Annotated in this window: 10 protein-coding genes; 5 read left to right on the forward strand and 5 right to left on the reverse strand. The window is 73.2% G+C overall.

From position 1 onward, the window contains the following. The 4 genes from AC6JBM_RS39375 to AC6JBM_RS39390 all read left to right on the forward strand — a co-directional run bounded on the left by AC6JBM_RS39375 (position 1) and on the right by AC6JBM_RS39390 (position 7,173). Positions 1 to 1,431 carry an aldehyde dehydrogenase family protein gene (locus AC6JBM_RS39375; RefSeq protein ID WP_497978938.1) on the forward strand — a complete coding sequence of 477 codons (1,431 nt, stop codon included), beginning with the start codon at positions 1 to 3 and terminating at the stop codon, positions 1,429 to 1,431. Continuing rightward, complete coding sequence (locus AC6JBM_RS39380) at positions 1,421 to 2,278, forward strand: aldehyde dehydrogenase family protein (RefSeq protein WP_497978939.1); 858 nt, start codon at positions 1,421 to 1,423, stop codon at positions 2,276 to 2,278. The genes AC6JBM_RS39375 and AC6JBM_RS39380 overlap by 11 nt, the downstream gene beginning before the upstream one ends. A gap of 155 nt (positions 2,279 to 2,433) precedes the next feature. Then, on the forward strand, positions 2,434 to 3,525 hold the full coding sequence (locus AC6JBM_RS39385) for a SatS C-terminal domain-containing protein (RefSeq protein WP_497978940.1): 1,092 nt from the start codon (positions 2,434 to 2,436) through the stop codon (positions 3,523 to 3,525). A 234-nt stretch (positions 3,526 to 3,759) separates the two neighbouring features. Then, a complete protein-coding gene (locus AC6JBM_RS39390) occupies positions 3,760 to 7,173 on the forward strand; it encodes a hypothetical protein (protein ID WP_497978941.1) in 3,414 nt (1,137 codons plus the stop codon). 340 nt (positions 7,174 to 7,513) lie between these two features. Here the strand turns inward: AC6JBM_RS39390 and AC6JBM_RS39395 are convergent, their stop codons facing one another. The 5 genes from AC6JBM_RS39395 to AC6JBM_RS39415 all read right to left on the reverse strand — a co-directional run bounded on the left by AC6JBM_RS39395 (position 7,514) and on the right by AC6JBM_RS39415 (position 13,913). Then, entirely contained in the window at positions 7,514 to 8,116 is a 603-nt protein-coding gene (locus AC6JBM_RS39395) for a GTP-binding protein (RefSeq protein ID WP_433083288.1), read from the reverse strand. Beyond that, positions 8,097 to 8,474, reverse strand: a complete 378-nt coding sequence (locus AC6JBM_RS39400) for a DUF742 domain-containing protein (protein ID WP_350611831.1) — start codon at positions 8,472 to 8,474, stop codon at positions 8,097 to 8,099. The genes AC6JBM_RS39395 and AC6JBM_RS39400 overlap by 20 nt, the downstream gene beginning before the upstream one ends. Positions 8,475 to 8,574: 100 nt before the next feature. Beyond that, on the reverse strand, positions 8,575 to 8,979 hold the full coding sequence (locus tag AC6JBM_RS39405) for a roadblock/LC7 domain-containing protein (RefSeq protein WP_033358336.1): 405 nt from the start codon (positions 8,977 to 8,979) through the stop codon (positions 8,575 to 8,577). Further along, positions 8,976 to 12,602 (reverse strand): sensor histidine kinase, encoded by a 3,627-nt coding sequence (locus AC6JBM_RS39410; RefSeq protein ID WP_497978942.1) that lies wholly within the window; start codon positions 12,600 to 12,602, stop codon positions 8,976 to 8,978. The genes AC6JBM_RS39405 and AC6JBM_RS39410 overlap by 4 nt, the downstream gene beginning before the upstream one ends. Before the next feature lie 222 nt (positions 12,603 to 12,824). Next, on the reverse strand, positions 12,825 to 13,913 hold the full coding sequence (locus tag AC6JBM_RS39415; RefSeq protein WP_497978943.1) for an adenosine deaminase: 1,089 nt from the start codon (positions 13,911 to 13,913) through the stop codon (positions 12,825 to 12,827). Positions 13,914 to 13,930: 17 nt separating this feature from the next. Between AC6JBM_RS39415 and AC6JBM_RS39420 the strand changes: the two genes are divergently transcribed. After that, complete coding sequence (locus tag AC6JBM_RS39420; protein ID WP_497978944.1) at positions 13,931 to 14,761, forward strand: putative RNA methyltransferase; 831 nt, start codon at positions 13,931 to 13,933, stop codon at positions 14,759 to 14,761. The last annotated feature ends 146 nt before the right edge of the window (positions 14,762 to 14,907 follow it).

Below are 14,907 nucleotides of genomic sequence, written 5' to 3' on the forward strand. Positions count from 1 at the left end.
ATGGACTTCTCCTACGCCCCGGCGCCCGAATCGCGCGCCATCGTCGACATCGCCTCGTCCTACGGCCTGTTCATCGGCGGCGAGTTCGTCGACGGCAAGGGCGAGCCGTTCAAGTCGATCAACCCGGCCAGCGAGGAGACCCTCGCCGAGATCGCGTGCGCCGACGCGGCCGACGTCGACGCCGCGGTGAGCGCCGCCCGGCACGCCTTCGACACCGTGTGGGGGCCGATGCCCGGGCGGGATCGGGCGAAGTACCTCTTCCGCATCGCCCGGATCATCCAGGAGCGCGGCCGCGAGCTGGCGGTGCTGGAGTCGCTGGACAACGGCAAGCCGATCCGCGAGTCGCGGGACGTGGACATCCCGCTGGTCGCCGCCCACTTCTTCTACTACGCCGGGTGGGCCGACAAGCTCTCCTACGCCGGCTTCGGGCCCGACCCGCGCCCGCTCGGCGTCGCGGCCCAGGTCATCCCGTGGAACTTCCCGTTGCTCATGCTCGCCTGGAAGATCGCCCCGGCGCTGGCCGCGGGCAACACGGTCGTGCTCAAGCCGGCCGAGACCACGCCGCTGACCGCGCTGCTCTTCGCCGACATCTGCCGCCAGGCCGAGCTGCCGCCGGGCGTCGTCAACATCGTCACCGGGGCGGGCGAGACCGGCCGGCTGCTGGTCGAGCACCCCGGCGTCGACAAGGTCGCCTTCACCGGCTCGACCGAGGTCGGGCGGGCGATCGCGCGCGCGGTCGCCGGCACGGACAAGCGGCTGACCCTCGAGCTCGGCGGGAAGGCCGCGAACATCGTCTTCGACGACGCGGCCGTCGACCAGGCGGTCGAGGGCGTGGTCAACGGCATCTTCTTCAACCAGGGCCACGTGTGCTGCGCGGGCTCGCGCCTGCTGCTGCAGGAGTCGATCGCCGAGGACTTCCTCGCCGCCCTCAAGCGCCGCATGGCGCTGCTGCGCGTCGGCGACCCGCTGGACAAGAACACCGACGTCGGCGCGGTCAACTCCGCCGCCCAGCTGGCCCGCATCCGGGAGCTGTCGCAGGTCGGCGAGCAGGAGGGGGCCGAGCGCTGGTCGGCCCCGTGCGAGCTGCCCGAGCGCGGGTTCTGGTTCGCCCCGACGATCTTCACCGGGGTCACCCAGGCGCACCGGATCGCCCGGGAGGAGATCTTCGGGCCGGTGCTGTCGGTGCTGACGTTCCGCACGCCGGACGAGGCGGTCGAGAAGGCCAACAACACGCCGTACGGGCTCTCGGCCGGCGTCTGGACCGAGAAGGGCTCACGCATCTTGCAGATCGCGGACCGGCTCCGGGCCGGCGTGGTGTGGGCCAACACGTTCAACAAGTTCGACCCCACCTCGCCCTTCGGCGGGTACAAGGAGTCGGGCTACGGCCGCGAGGGCGGCCGGCACGGGCTGGAGGCCTACCTTGAGCACTGAAGGCCGGCTGGCCGTCCGCAAGACGTACAAGCTGTTCATCGGGGGCGCGTTCCCCCGCAGCGAGTCGGGGAGGTCCTACCAGGTGCAGTCGGCCTCGGGCGAGTTCCTCGCCAACGCCGCGCTCGGCTCCCGCAAGGACGTCCGTGACGCCGTGAAGGCGGCCCGGGCGGCCGTGGGCAAGTGGTCCGGGGCGACCGCGTACAACCGCGGGCAGATCCTCTACCGGATCGCGGAGATGCTGGAGGGCCGCCGCTCGCAGTTCGCCGAGGAGGTGGCGCAGTTCGAGGACGACGCCGCTTCCCTCGTCGACGCCGCCATCGACCGCTGGGTCTGGTATGCGGGCTGGGCCGACAAGATCGCTCAGGTGCACGGCGGGGCCAACCCGGTCGCGGGACCCTACTTCAACCTCTCCGCCCCGGAGCCGACCGGCGTCGTCGGGATCGTCGCGCCGGCCGACTCGTCGCTGCTGGGGCTCGTGAGCGTGATCGCGCCCGCGATCGTGACCGGCAACACGGTCGTCGTGCTCGCCGCGCCCGACCGGCCCCTGCCGGCCGTGACCCTGGCCGAGGTGCTCGCCACCTCCGACCTGCCCGGCGGCGTGGTCAACCTGCTGACGGGCTCGGTCGCGGAGATGGCGCCCTGGCTCGCCGCGCACATGGACGTGAACGCCATCGATCTCACGGGTGTGACGGACGCCACACTGGCGAAGGAGTTGGAGGCGGCCGCGGCGGAGAACCTGAAGCGGGTGATCCGGCCGAGCACTCCGGACTGGGGCGCCGACCCCGGCGTTTCCCGCATGGTCTCGCTGCTGGAGATCAAGACGGTCTGGCACCCCAAGGGGGTCTGACCGCCGCAGACGGTGCACACTAGGGTGTTTTGTGCGCGAGGCCACACACGCCCTGGTGTGCCCGCACGCCGAGCCCGACTACGGAGGTCACAGTGGCCCGCCAGTCTTCCCGGTCTTCCCGGCCCGCATCCTCGCGTCCGGCCAAGCCCGAGCCGGTGGAGGAGGACATCGAGGAAGCCTCGGCCGACGCCGACGTCGACGCCCTGGCCGACACTGAGATCGACGACGATGTCGATGCCGTCGAGGACGACGACGCCGAGGACGACGCCGACTTCGACGAGGAGGAGGGCGGCCGCGAGCGCTCGGCCCAGGCCGACGCGATGTGGAACGACGTGCGCATCGAGCCCGTCGAGATCGCGCTGCTCAAGGGCGTCGGCTTCACGCTGCGGGCCTACCGGCTCAACACCGAGCTGACCCCGACCGAGGTCGACGAGGAGGAGGACGACTTCGCGATCCTCCACCGGCGCCCGGCGGAGGACGAGGACGACGATCGCGTCGTCATCCTCGAGAACGCGGAGCTGTTCGAGGACGAGGAGCCCGAGCCGGCCGCCGTGGAAGCTTCATCCGCGAAGTCCCGGAAGAAGCCCGCGAAGAAGGATGACGCGGATTCCGACGAATCTGACGAATCCGACGAGGTCGCGGAGCTCGACAAGGACTCGGACAAGCCGGCCGACACCGACGACGAGGACGCCGAGGACGCCGAGGCGGAGAACGACGAGGACGAGGACGAAGAAGAGGAGGAGGAAGAGGAGGCGGAGCCCGAGGAGGTTCCGGCGTTCCTCTCCCACCGCGGCAAGCTGCTGCTCTTCCGCTCCGTCGAGGGCCTGGTCGAGTTCGTCAAGAGCGACGCCGAGCACGACCTCACCCAGCTCGACACCTGGGAGAGCCTGCGCAAGCGCATCACGGTCGCGGCGGTCGTGCCCACCGACGAGAACCACTACGAGCTCGACCTCGTGGTGGAGAACCTCCGCGGCGGCCAGGACGCCTGGGACACCGATCTGCTGCTCGCCGCGGGCGAGGCGGCACGTGACCTTGCTTACGCCCTGCGGCTCGAGCCGGTCCGCACGGCGCTGTCCCCCGGCTCCCCGCTCGACGACCTCGACGAGGGCCTGCGAGCTGCGGCGGCGGGCGGCATGGGCGGTTTCTTCGCCAAGCGCCGGCTCAAGAAAATCGGGGCACAACAGGCGGCCCTCGGCTGGCGGACGATTATCGGCAAAATTTCTGCCGCCGTGGACTGGCGTGATTGATTTGTGACCGACAGGATCTAAGCCGTGGGCATTTTGGCACGGCGGGCCCGACCCGGCTCCTAGCCGGACGGGTGGCGACGGTGGACGACGATCAGCCAATGGGGCATTCAGCCGTTTCGGCTGATCGCGTCACCGGCCGTCAACCTGTTCACTAGAGGTCGTTCAGTTTGACCTGCGGCAACACGACGGCGGGGCGCCGGGACAGTCCCCGCCGACGTGACGAAAGCTCAACTGATGTCCCGAGAGGAGGACGACGCGGTGGCGCTCGTTCGGGTGTACTGCGGTCTGGCGTCGGCTGACCCCGCCGAGCCGCAGTCGGGTTCCGACATCTGGTTGACCGTCGCGGTCGTCGACGACGCCGGCCGACTCATCGACATCTGCGAAGTGAGCGACGACGCCGGCGGCTACGCCGAGCTCAGCGCTCTGCTGGCGCAGCGCTCCGGCGGCACCTCCGCCGTGGCGGTCGCGGCCGAGAGCGACGACCACGTCGTCACCCAGCTGCTCACCGCGGCCGGCCGCAACCTCGCGTTCACCGACGACGACTCGGCCGACGACTACGCCGAGCGCTTCGCCGACGACGAGTCGCCGGAGGAGATCCAGTCCAACGCCGCCGAGCGCCGCGCGGTCGGTCTCGCCCGGGCGCTGCAGGCCGGTGTCCTCTCCGCGGTCGGCCAGAGCCCGCCGCGCGACATGCTCCCGCTCAAGCCGGTCCTCGCCGCGCACGCCGCCGTCGTCTCCGGCCGGCAGAGCGCCGCGGCCACGCTGCGCGAGGTGCTCCGCGAGCTCTACCCCGCGGCCCTGCGCGCCTACCCGGACCCGGCCGAGTCGATCCCGCTGGCCATCCTCGACGCGCTGCCCGAGCCGGGCATCCTCGGCGGCGGCGCCAACGGCCGCAAGGGCGACCAGGCGGTCGTCGCCGAGCTCGCCAAGGCCGGGGTCGCCGACGCCGTCACGCTGGGCGAGGCGATCACCGCGCTGCGGGTCGCGATCGCCGAGACCCCGCGCCGCACCGGCGTCAACCGGGCCATGACCACCGCGGTCGCCGAGACCATCCGGCAGTCCGTCGCGGCCGTGCGGGCCGGCGACGCCGCGGCCACCGCGCTCGTCGCGGTGCTCGCCGACAAGATGAGCCCGGCCGCCCACCGCACGCTGCCCAACCGGCAGCGCCCGGCCACGCCGCTCAGCCCCGCCGCCGCCCTGAACCAGGGCGCCCCGCTCGGCGCGCCGTCCGGCCCGCTGGCCCCGGCGACCCCGCTGCGTCCGGCCGCCGCCCAGGACGCGCCGTCGCGCTCCCGGGCCGCCGCCGTCGCCTCCAACGCCCGCCCGGCCGCCGCCGCGAGCGAGGCCCAGCCGACCCGCTCCCGCGCCGCGACCCGGGCCGCCGAGGCCGCCCGCGCCGCCGAGGTGGCCCGGACCGAGGAGTCCTCGGCCTCCCGCGCCGCCGGCGGCCGCCGCCGCGCCCAGAACGCGCCGACCATGCCGACCCAGGCCCAGCCGCCCGTCGTGTCGGCGCCCCCGGCGACCATCGGCTCCGCGCCCGCCGTCGTGTCCGGCCCGCCGGCCGTGGTCTCCACGCCGCCCGGCTACGTGCCGTCGGCCCCGCCCGCCTACGGGTCGGTGCCGTCCGCGCCGCCGGTCTACGGGTCGGTGCCCTCCGCGCCGCCGGTCTACGGTTCGGTGCCCTCGGCCCCGCCGGCCTACGGCGTCACCTCCGCGCCGCCGGTCACCTCGACGCCGCCCGGATACACGCCCGCCCCGCCGCCGTACCAGCCGGCCGCCTACCAGCCGCCGACGCCGATGTACGCGCCCGCGCCGCCCGTGCCCCCGACCTACCAGCCGCAGGCGCCGACCCCGGCCTCGATGCAGTCGATCCCGGTCCCGCTGCAGCCCGCACCGCCGCAGCCGACGCCCGTCGCGCCGCTGCCGGTGGCCCCCGCCCCGGTCGCCCCGCCGCCGGTCGCGCCGACCCCGGTGATCCCGCCGCAGCCGACGTCGTCGTCCAGCGAGCCGCAGTTCACGTCGCTCATGCCGCCCCCGCCGCCGGGCATCGCCCCGCTGATCGGCGGATCCGAGCCGCACGAGATGCCGCGCTTCGACTCCTACGGCTACGACCCGCTCTCCGGCCCGTCCTCCGCGCCGCCGGCCGCCTCGGTCCCGTCCCCGGCCGCGCCCACCTCGGGCGGCGGCCTCGACGGCGGCCCGCGCCTGAGCGACCTCGCCGCGCTGGGTGAGCCGCCGACGCTCGGTGCCGCGAGCGCCGCGTCCTCCCGCTGGCCGCTCGGCCCGTCGGACGCGCCCACCACCGAGACCTCGGTCGCGGCCTACAAGTTCGGCGCCGACCCGCTCGCCTCCCCCTCGGAGCTGAGCAGCCTGCCGAAGCTCAGCGACATCCCGCAGCCGCCGGACTTCTCGGCGCTGGACGCGACGCTCGAGGCCACGGCGAAGTCGGCCCTGCCCCCGCGCCGCGGCTCCGAGGCCCCGGCCTCGCGCGGCTCGGCGGCGGACGCGCTGTCCTCGTTCGGCTCCGGCGAGTTCCCGCCCCTCAACGGCGAGCGCTCCACCCGGTCCCGGGCCGAGTCCCCGGCGGCGGCCGCCTCTGCCGGGCTGTCCCGGGCGGAGCGGCGCGCCGAGCGCGACCGGGCCGAGCAGGAGGCCGCGCAGACGACCCGTGCCGCCTCCCGCCACGCGGACCGCAGCCAGGACGACGAGCAGCCGGCGCGCAGCGAGCGGGCCCGCACCGAGATCCCGCGCTCCTCGCGCACGGAGATCCCGCGGTCCGAGCGGGCGCGCACCGAGACCCCCCGCACCGAGATTCCCCGCTCCGAGCGGGCGCGCACCGAGATCCCGCGCAGCGAGCGGTCCCGGCCGGCGCCGGCCGAGCGCCACGTCGAACTGCCCCGCCAGCGCGAGGGCCGCGTGCCCCCGCCGTGGCAGACGGGCGAGCTGCCGCTCGAGCCCGCGGGCCTGCGCCTCGTCGAGCCGGCCCCGATGGCCGACCCGGCGCTCAAGGCCGGCTACCCGGACGAGCTCAGCGGGGAGTACAGCGGCGAGTTCCCCTTCGAGCCCCCGGCCCTGCGCCTGGTCGACTCGGACCGCCCGGCGGAGCGCGCGACCGCACGCAGCACCGGTGCCGGCCGCAGCCGCCGCGCCCAGGCCGCCGACCGCGAGGCCGCCAAGCCGGCCGACGAGGGCGACGGCGACCTGCTGATCTTCGCGGCCGCCCGCTCGGCCTGGTTCACCGACTGGGACGCGGACGCCGAGTCCGCCGGCGAGACCGCGGCCCCGCGCGCGACCCCGAGCTGGGAGAACTCGAACGACTCGGCGTGGCAGGCGGCCCAGCGGGCCGCCGCGCCGGAGATCGGCGACGAGACCCACTCCGGCCTTCCGCGCCGCGTGCCGCAGCAGAACCTGGTGCCGGGCGCCCCGGTGAACAACCCGGAGCGGCCGCTGCGCATCGTGCGCGACGCCGCCCAGATCGCGGCGCACACGACGGGCTACTTCCGCGGCTGGCGCCGGGGCCAGGAGGTCGGCGGCTTCGCGGTCGGCGGCCGGCCGGGGCGCGAGTCGGCGGGCGGCTGGGACTTCAGCCGCGAGGCGAGCCGGGACTACCAGGAGCGGGAGTACGAGTACCGCTCCGCCCGCCGCTAGCCGGCACCGCACCGCACAGCGCGTCGAGGGCCGCTCCCGATCCCGGGGGCGGCCCTCGCTGTTGCGTCCCGGGGCCGGCGCCCGTGCGGATGTGGCGGAGGATGACCGCGCGAATGCCCGTGCAGACGGTCTGTGCGCGCCGCCAGGGCGTCGGGCCGGGCCGGGGCACACCGGGCACACCGAACGGGGTACGAATCGCTCAGCGGGCCGGAGAACGGAAACGGGCGCGTTCCGCACTCGGAACGGTACGCAGCGTGAAGTCCGCCAACGGAAACGCGCACCGGGCGACCCTCACGGGTGCTCGGTGCGCGTCCACGGCTGAGTGGGGTGTTGCGGGGTGCTACGCCGGCGCGGTCGCCCGGCTCCGGCGCATCGACAGCACGTACTCGACGAGCGAGATGAGCACGTTCTTGGTCGACTCGCGGGAGCGAGCGTCGCACGACACCACGGGAACGTCGCTCGAGATCGCGAGCGCCTCCCGCACGTCGTCGGCGTTGTGGTACTGCACGCCGTCGAAGCAGTTGATGGCCACCAGGTAGGGCAGCCGCCGGTGCTCGAAGAAGTCGATCGCGGCGAAACAGTCGGCCAGACGCCGGGTGTCCACCATCACGACCGCACCGATCGCGCCCCGCACGAGTTCGTCCCACATGAACCAGAAACGGGTCTGGCCCGGGGTGCCGAACAGGTACAGGATCAGGTCCCGGTCGATCGAGATACGACCGAAGTCCATGGCGACCGTGGTCGTCGTCTTGCCGGGCACATTGCGGGTGTCATCCACACCGACACCGGCGGAGGTCATGATGGCCTCGGTGGTCAGCGGCGTGATCTCCGAGACCGAGCCGACCAGTGTGGTCTTGCCCACGCCGAAACCGCCGGCGATGACGATCTTCGCTGACGTGACCCGCCCTGGGCGGTGCGCCACGTCAGAGCCTCCGAAGTCCACTCAGCACCCTCTCAAGCAGTTCTGTGCCCACCGACTCGTTATCGTCGAGCGAGGTCGGCTCGTACACCGCGACCAGTCCGTCGGCAGCCATGTCCGCCACGATGACGCGGGCGACACCCAGCGGAAGCTGCATGCGCGCCGCGATCTCGGCGAGAGACTGCAGGCGCCCGTCGCAAAGCGTTGAAATGTATTGCTGCTCCTGGCCGTGAGCACCACCCGGCCTGGTATTGGCCGCCCGGCCACGCACGGTGGTCTCGACCAGCGCCTCGATCGCAATCTCCAGCTTGGGCCGGGTGCGACCTCGGGTGACGGCGTACGGCCTTACCAACGCGCCCGTTGGCTCATCGCGTTCGGCCATGTTCGCCGTTCACCTCCTCACTCGTCGGGCCTCGTAAGCAGCCAATGAGTATGTTGTTGCCACTAATGGATATTGCTCTGTCACCGAGTTCAGTTCAGCTTCAGCCGAGCATCGAGGCCGTGGGGCGAGGCGGTGGCGTGAGAGCGTCACCGACCCGGTCGACCAGCAATGCCATTTCGTAGCCGACCTGGCCGACGTCGCAGGCGCGGGCCGCGAGGACCGCGAACGACGAACCGTCGGAGATCGACATGAGGAACAGAAAGCCATTGTCCATTTCGACCACAGTCTGCAGCACGGCCCCGCCCTCGAAGCAGCGGGACGCACCCTGGGTCAGGCTCACCAGACCGGACGCGATCGCGGCGAGCTGATCGCCGCGGTCGCGGGGCAGGTCGCGAGAAGCAGCCAACAGCAGACCGTCCGCCGAGACGGCGACCGCGTGGGCGACCCCCGGCACTCGGTCCGCGAAGTTGGCTAGCAGCCAACCGAGATCCTGCGTAGATGTCATGCCTCGTGCTCCTTGCCAACCTGCGAGTTTTGAGGCCCGGCCGAAGTCGGCTCCGGGGTTGTCGAGTCGTCGGACCGCGTGCGGCCCCGCTGAACGCCTCGGTGATACGCCGACAACAGACCGCGCACGGACTCCGGCGTCCGCTTGTGCGCAACGGTGGTGTTCTTCTCAACGCCACCCGGAACCAGCTGCGACATCGGCACGCGCTTGGGCAAACCCATGTCGGTCGTCGCAAATTCCTGCGCCTCGGCGATTGCCGCTGCCGCTTGCCATCCTTCGTCTGCCGCAGTGTGCCAGTTTACTGCCGAACCGCTCGACGCCCGGTCGGCCGAACCTCGCGAAGGTTCACCCGGAGTGCGGGTTTCAAATCGCTGCGGCGGGACGTATGGGGAGGGCGCCTCACTGTACGTGACCTCGACCGGCCGGGGGCCGGACGAGGGCGGCTGCGCCGCGGCCGGAGCCGGAGCGGGGGCCGCGGTGGGCGCCGGGGGCGTCGGGTCTCCCAGGGGCTGGCGCGTGGTCGTGAACCAGGCGGACTCCAGCTCCCGGAAGATCGGCAGCTCCATCGTCTCGTCGACGAAGCGCTGCCGGGAGTCTTGGGCTTCGGTCTCGTTCGGCGCCGGGTCCCAGTCGAGCCGGACGCGCGGAATCTCCGCGGTCATGTCGACCGGGGCGTAGGGCTCGGCCGCGGTCCGCTGCTGCGGCTCGGGCTCGGCCGTGGGCCACGGCGACGGCGCCGGCGGCTGGGCGGCCGGCGGGGTGGAGAACCCGTTCTGCGTCGCGGGGGCGCCGAACGCGGGATCGTCGTCGAACTGGCCGCCGCCGAAGCCGGGCCGCTGCCGCGGGATCGGACCGCCCACCTCCTCGGCGTCGGTCACCTCACCCTCGGTCGGCCACGCCTCGTTGGCGCGACGCTGGGGCAGCGGGTTGAGCCCGCCCGGGCCGCCGGGCGCGTCGGAGCGGTCGCGCCGGTAGGCCTCCTCGCCGCCGACGTCGCCGACGCCGGTGAGGTCGGACCAGGCCGGCAGGTTGCGGCCGCCGTTGCGCTCGGCCGGGCGGTCCGCGCCGAAGCCGTTGCGGCTCAGGCCGCCGGTGTCGCGCTCGGGGTCGCGGCCGCCGAAGCCGGCGCCGTCGCGGCGGAAGCCGCCCGTGTCGCCCCGCCGGAAGCCGCTGCCGTCGGTGTCGCCGCGGCGGAAGCCGCCGCCGTCGGTGTCCCCGCGCCGGAAGCCGCCGGTGTCGCCGCCCGAGGGCGGGAGCGTCGGGCGGGCCGGGGGCGCGGGCGGGGCCGGGCGCGGCGGGGCGCCGTTGGCGAAGCCGTTGACGGTCGGGCGCTCCCCGGTGCCGGGGCCGCCCGCGCCGTTGCGCTCGGGCCGGTCGCCGCCGAAGAGGCCGCTGCTGGTCAGGGTGCCGAAGCGCGGGCCGCCGCCGTTGCCGCCGGAGAGGCCGGTGCCGGCGCCCGCGAAGCCGCCGCCGAGACCGCCCGGCGTCGGGCCGCTCTCCAGCGCCAGCGGCGAGGCGAGCGGGGAGCGCGGCGCGGGGGTCGACTGGATCGGCCGGGCCTGCACGACGTCGTTGGGGCCGACGGCGGGCATGCCGGCGGTCGGCATCCCGGCGGCGGCGCGCCCGGACAGCGCCCGTGGCACGAGCACGCCGGCCGGCAGCGTCATGTCGGCGATGGTGCCGCGCTCGCGCGCCGCCCGCAGCTCGACCTTGACCCCGTGCCGGGCCGCCAGCCGGGCGACCACGACGAGGCCCATCATCCGGGAGACGGCCACGTCGACCATCGGCGGATTGGCGAGCCGGTCGTTGAGCTCGGCGAGCTGCTCGGGCGAGATGCCGATGCCGTGGTCCTCGACCAGCAGCACGGCGCGGTCGCCGACGCGGCGGGCCTCGACGATGACGGCCGAGTCCGGCGGGGAGAACGCGGTCGCGTTGTCCAGCAGCTCGGCGACCAGGTGGACCATGTCGTTGACCGAGTGGGCCGCGATCTCGATGTCGCGGTCGATCATGCCGAACTCGATGCGCGTGTAGTGCTCGACCTCGGACTGCGCGGCGCGCAGCACGTCCATCAGCGGGGCCGGCTCGCGCTGGATGCGCGTGGAGTCGGCGCCCGCGAGGACCAGGAGGTTCTCGTCGTTACGGCGCATCCGGGTGGCCAGGTGGTCGAGCTGGAAGAGCTCGGCCAGCCGGTCCGGGTCCTCCTCGCCGCGCTCCAGCCGGTCCAGGTGACCGATGAGCCGGTCGACCAGGATCTGGGAGCGGCGGGCGAGGTTGACGAACATGGTCGCGACGCTGGCCCGCAGGGCGGCCTGCTCGGCCGCGGTGCGCACGGCCTCGAGGTGCACCGCGTTGAACGCCTCGGCCACCTGGCCGAACTCGTCGCGGCTGCGGATCGGCAGCGGCTCGGCGATCTGCAGGGCCAGCTGGTGCGGCGACATCTGGGTGGCCAGCGAGGGGTCCCGCAGCCGCTGCACCGCCTGGGGCAGGCCGAACTGCGCGACCGTGAGCGCGCCGTGGCGCAGTTCGCGCAGCGAGCGGGCCATCGACCGGGCCACGATCCAGGCGAAGAGGATCGCCAGCAGCAGCATGCCCAGCAGCGCGCCGGCGGTGACGAGCACCCGGCGCTGGAGGTCGTTGCGGGCCGCGGTGGCGCCGTCGATGTTGTGGTCGTCGAACTCGATCTCGATGCCGCGCAGCAGGTTCGCCTTGTTGATCATGGCGTTGTCCCACGCGGCGGCCGTGAAGTTGACCTCGGCGGGCAGCTGCTCCGTGGTCAACGGGCCGAGGATGCCCTCGAAGGTGGCGGCCTCTTTGAGGTCCGAGCCGGAGCGCTTCTTGTCGAACACGTCGCGGTGCCAGGGCTGGGAGTTGGTGCGGAACTGCTCCTCCGCCTGCTCCTGGCCGGTCAGGGCGGCCTGGAACTCCTTGCGCAGCTGCGGCGTGAACGCCTTCGTCGTGAGCGCCCGGATGCCGACGACCCGCTCCAGGGCCACCTGCTCCTTCATCTCCGAGATGGCGGCCGCGGCGCGCATGTCGGCGCCCAGCGACGGGTTGTTCGACAGCTCGGCCGAGCTGTCACGGATGCTGAGCAGGTCGTCGACCAGCGACTTGTATCGCGCCACGACGGTGCTGGCCAGGATGTCCTTGCTGCCCTCGGTGATCTGCTTGCGCATGCCGGGCAGGTCCTGCAGCTGCGTGTCGATCGAGGCGAGCTGCTTGCGGAAGTCCGCGGGCGGGTCGGCCAGGCCGGAGCGGGTCAGCTGGTAGTCCCGGCTCGCGTCCTCGGTCTTCTGGGTCTGCCGCTCGAAGACGCTGCGGGCCTCGACGGCCGCGTCGGTGTTGAGCTGGCCGAGCAGCATCGTCGCGTTCGCGCGCTCGTTCTGCAGCTCGTGCACGAGGGCGGAGGCCTGGGCGGACAGCCCGGAGAGGGTGCGGGCCCGATCGGCGTCGTTCGCGTCGCCGATGTTGCCGACGAGACCGTTGGTGCCGACCACGATCGTCGCGATGATCGGGACGATCATGATGAGGCCGAGCTTCGACCAGATCGGCAGGTCCCGGAGCCGGCCGATCGGGAAACGCAGACGCGACGAGACCGGCTCTTGCGTCGATGGCCGTTTGCTCACTTCACCGCCCTCCGAACCGGCGCCTTGTGGAACAGCAGGCACCCGCGACCGGCCGACCCTACTGGGCCAGACCTCCGAGATTCCACCATGTCCCGTGCCAAGAAGAAAGCCCAGGTCTACCGCTGTGGCTTATGTGCGAATTTTATGGATATGTCCGTTTAATCGGAACTTGCGAAGAAGGTTGGACTACAGCCGGATGATCACCGGTGACAAATGCGGACATCACAGCAGCTTCGCGTACGCCGGCTTGATGACGTCATTGATCAGCGCGAGGCGCTCGTCGAACGGAATGAAGGCACTCTTCATCGCATTCACCGTGAACCATTGCAATTCCGACCAGCCGTAGCCGAACGCCTCCACCAGCAGTGCCATCTCGCGCGACATGCTGGTGCCGCTCATGAGCCGGTTGTCCGTGTTGACGGTAACGCGGAACCGCAGGTCGCGCAGCAGCCCGATCGGGTGCTCGCGGATCGAGGCGGCCGCGCCGGTCTGCACGTTGGACGAGGGGCACAGCTCGAGCGGGATGCGCTTGTCCCGCACGTACGCGGCCAGCCGCCCCAGCGTGGTGCTCTGGTCGTCGTCGTGAGCGATGTCGTCGACGATGCGCACGCCGTGCCCGAGCCGGTCCGCGCCGCACCACTGCAGCGCCTGCCAGATCGAGGGCAGGCCGAACGCCTCGCCGGCGTGAATGGTGAAATGTGAGTTCTCGCGCTGGAGGTATTCGAAGGCGTCGAGGTGCCGGGTGGGCGGGAAGCCGGCCTCGGCGCCCGCGATGTCGAAGCCGACCACGCCGGCATCACGGTACCGGATGGAGAGCTCCGCGATCTCCATCGAGCGCGCCGCGTGCCGCATCGCGGTGAGCAGGGTGCCGACCCGGATCGGGCGGCCCGTCGCGGCCGCCTCGGCCGAGCCGGTCCGGAATCCGTCCAGCACCGCCTCGACGACCTCTGGCAGCGTGAGCCCGGCCTCCAGGTGCTGCTCGGGGGCGAAGCGGACCTCGGCGTAGACCACGCCGTCGGCGGCCAGGTCCAGCGCGCACTCGCGGGCGACCCGGTGCAGCGCGTCCGCGGTCTGCATCACCGCGACGGTGTGGGCGAAGGTGGTGAGGTACCGCTCCAGCGACCCCGAGTCCGCCGCCGCGACGAACCACTCCCCCAGCCCGTCGGGGGTGGCGGCCGGCAGCTCGTGGCCGATCTCGGCCGCGAGGTCCAGGATCGTGGCGGGGCGCAGGCCCCCGTCGAGATGGTCGTGGAGCAGGGCCTTGGGCGCGCGACGGATCTCGTCGATGGTTGGTACAGCCAGTGAAGCCATGCAACGACACTAGTAGGGTGCGACCCGCTCTCATCACACATCTGCGCTGTCCCGTGTGCCGCGCCCCGTTCTCCCCAGGCGAGCGGGCGCTGCGATGCCCGCAGGGGCACTCCTTCGACGTCGCCCGGCAGGGGTACGTCGATCTGACCGCCGGCCGCCCCGCCCCCACCGGCGACACGGCCGAGATGGTCGCGGCCCGGGAGGCCCTGCTGGCCGCCGGCCACTTCGGCGCCCTGAGCGCGGCCGTGGCCGAGCTGGCCGCGCGCGAACGGCCGGGCCTGGTCGTGGAGGTCGGCGCCGGCACGGCCCATTACCTCGCCGCCGCGACCGCCGGCGAGCGCGACGGGCTCGCGATCGACACCTCCAAGCCCGCCCTGCGCCGCGCCGCCCGGGCCGGCGACCGCATCGGGGCCGTCCGCGCCGACATCTGGCAGGGCCTGCCCGTCGCCGACCACGCCGCCGCGGTCATCCTCGACGTCTTCGCGCCCCGCTCCGGGGCCGAGTTCGCGCGCGTCCTGCACCCGGACGGAGCCCTGGTGGTGGCCACCCCGGCCGCCGCTCACCTGGCCGAGCTCGTCGACGCGCTCGGCCTGATCCGCGTCGACCCGGCCAAGGGCGAGCGCCTGCACCGCAGCCTCGACCCCTGGTTCGGCCGCAGCGAGGCCCGGCGGGTCCGGGCCCCGCTCGCCCTCGGCCGCGCCGACGCGTTCGCCCTGGTCGGGATGGGTCCGAGCGCGTGGCACACCGACCCGGACAAGATCCGCGCGGCGCTGGAGGAGATGCCGGAGCCGATTTCCGCCACCCTCGACGTCGACCTCACCGTGTGGCGCCCGCGCCCGCAGGACTGAAGCCGGACCGCGGCGACCAGCGCCGGAGCCGATCCGCGCCACCCTCGACGTCGACCTCACCGTGTGGCGCCCGCGCCCGCAGGACTGAAGCCGGACCGCGGCGACCAGCGCCGGAGCCGATTTCCGCCACCCTCGACGTCGACCTC

The organism is Dactylosporangium thailandense, assembly GCF_059739745.1.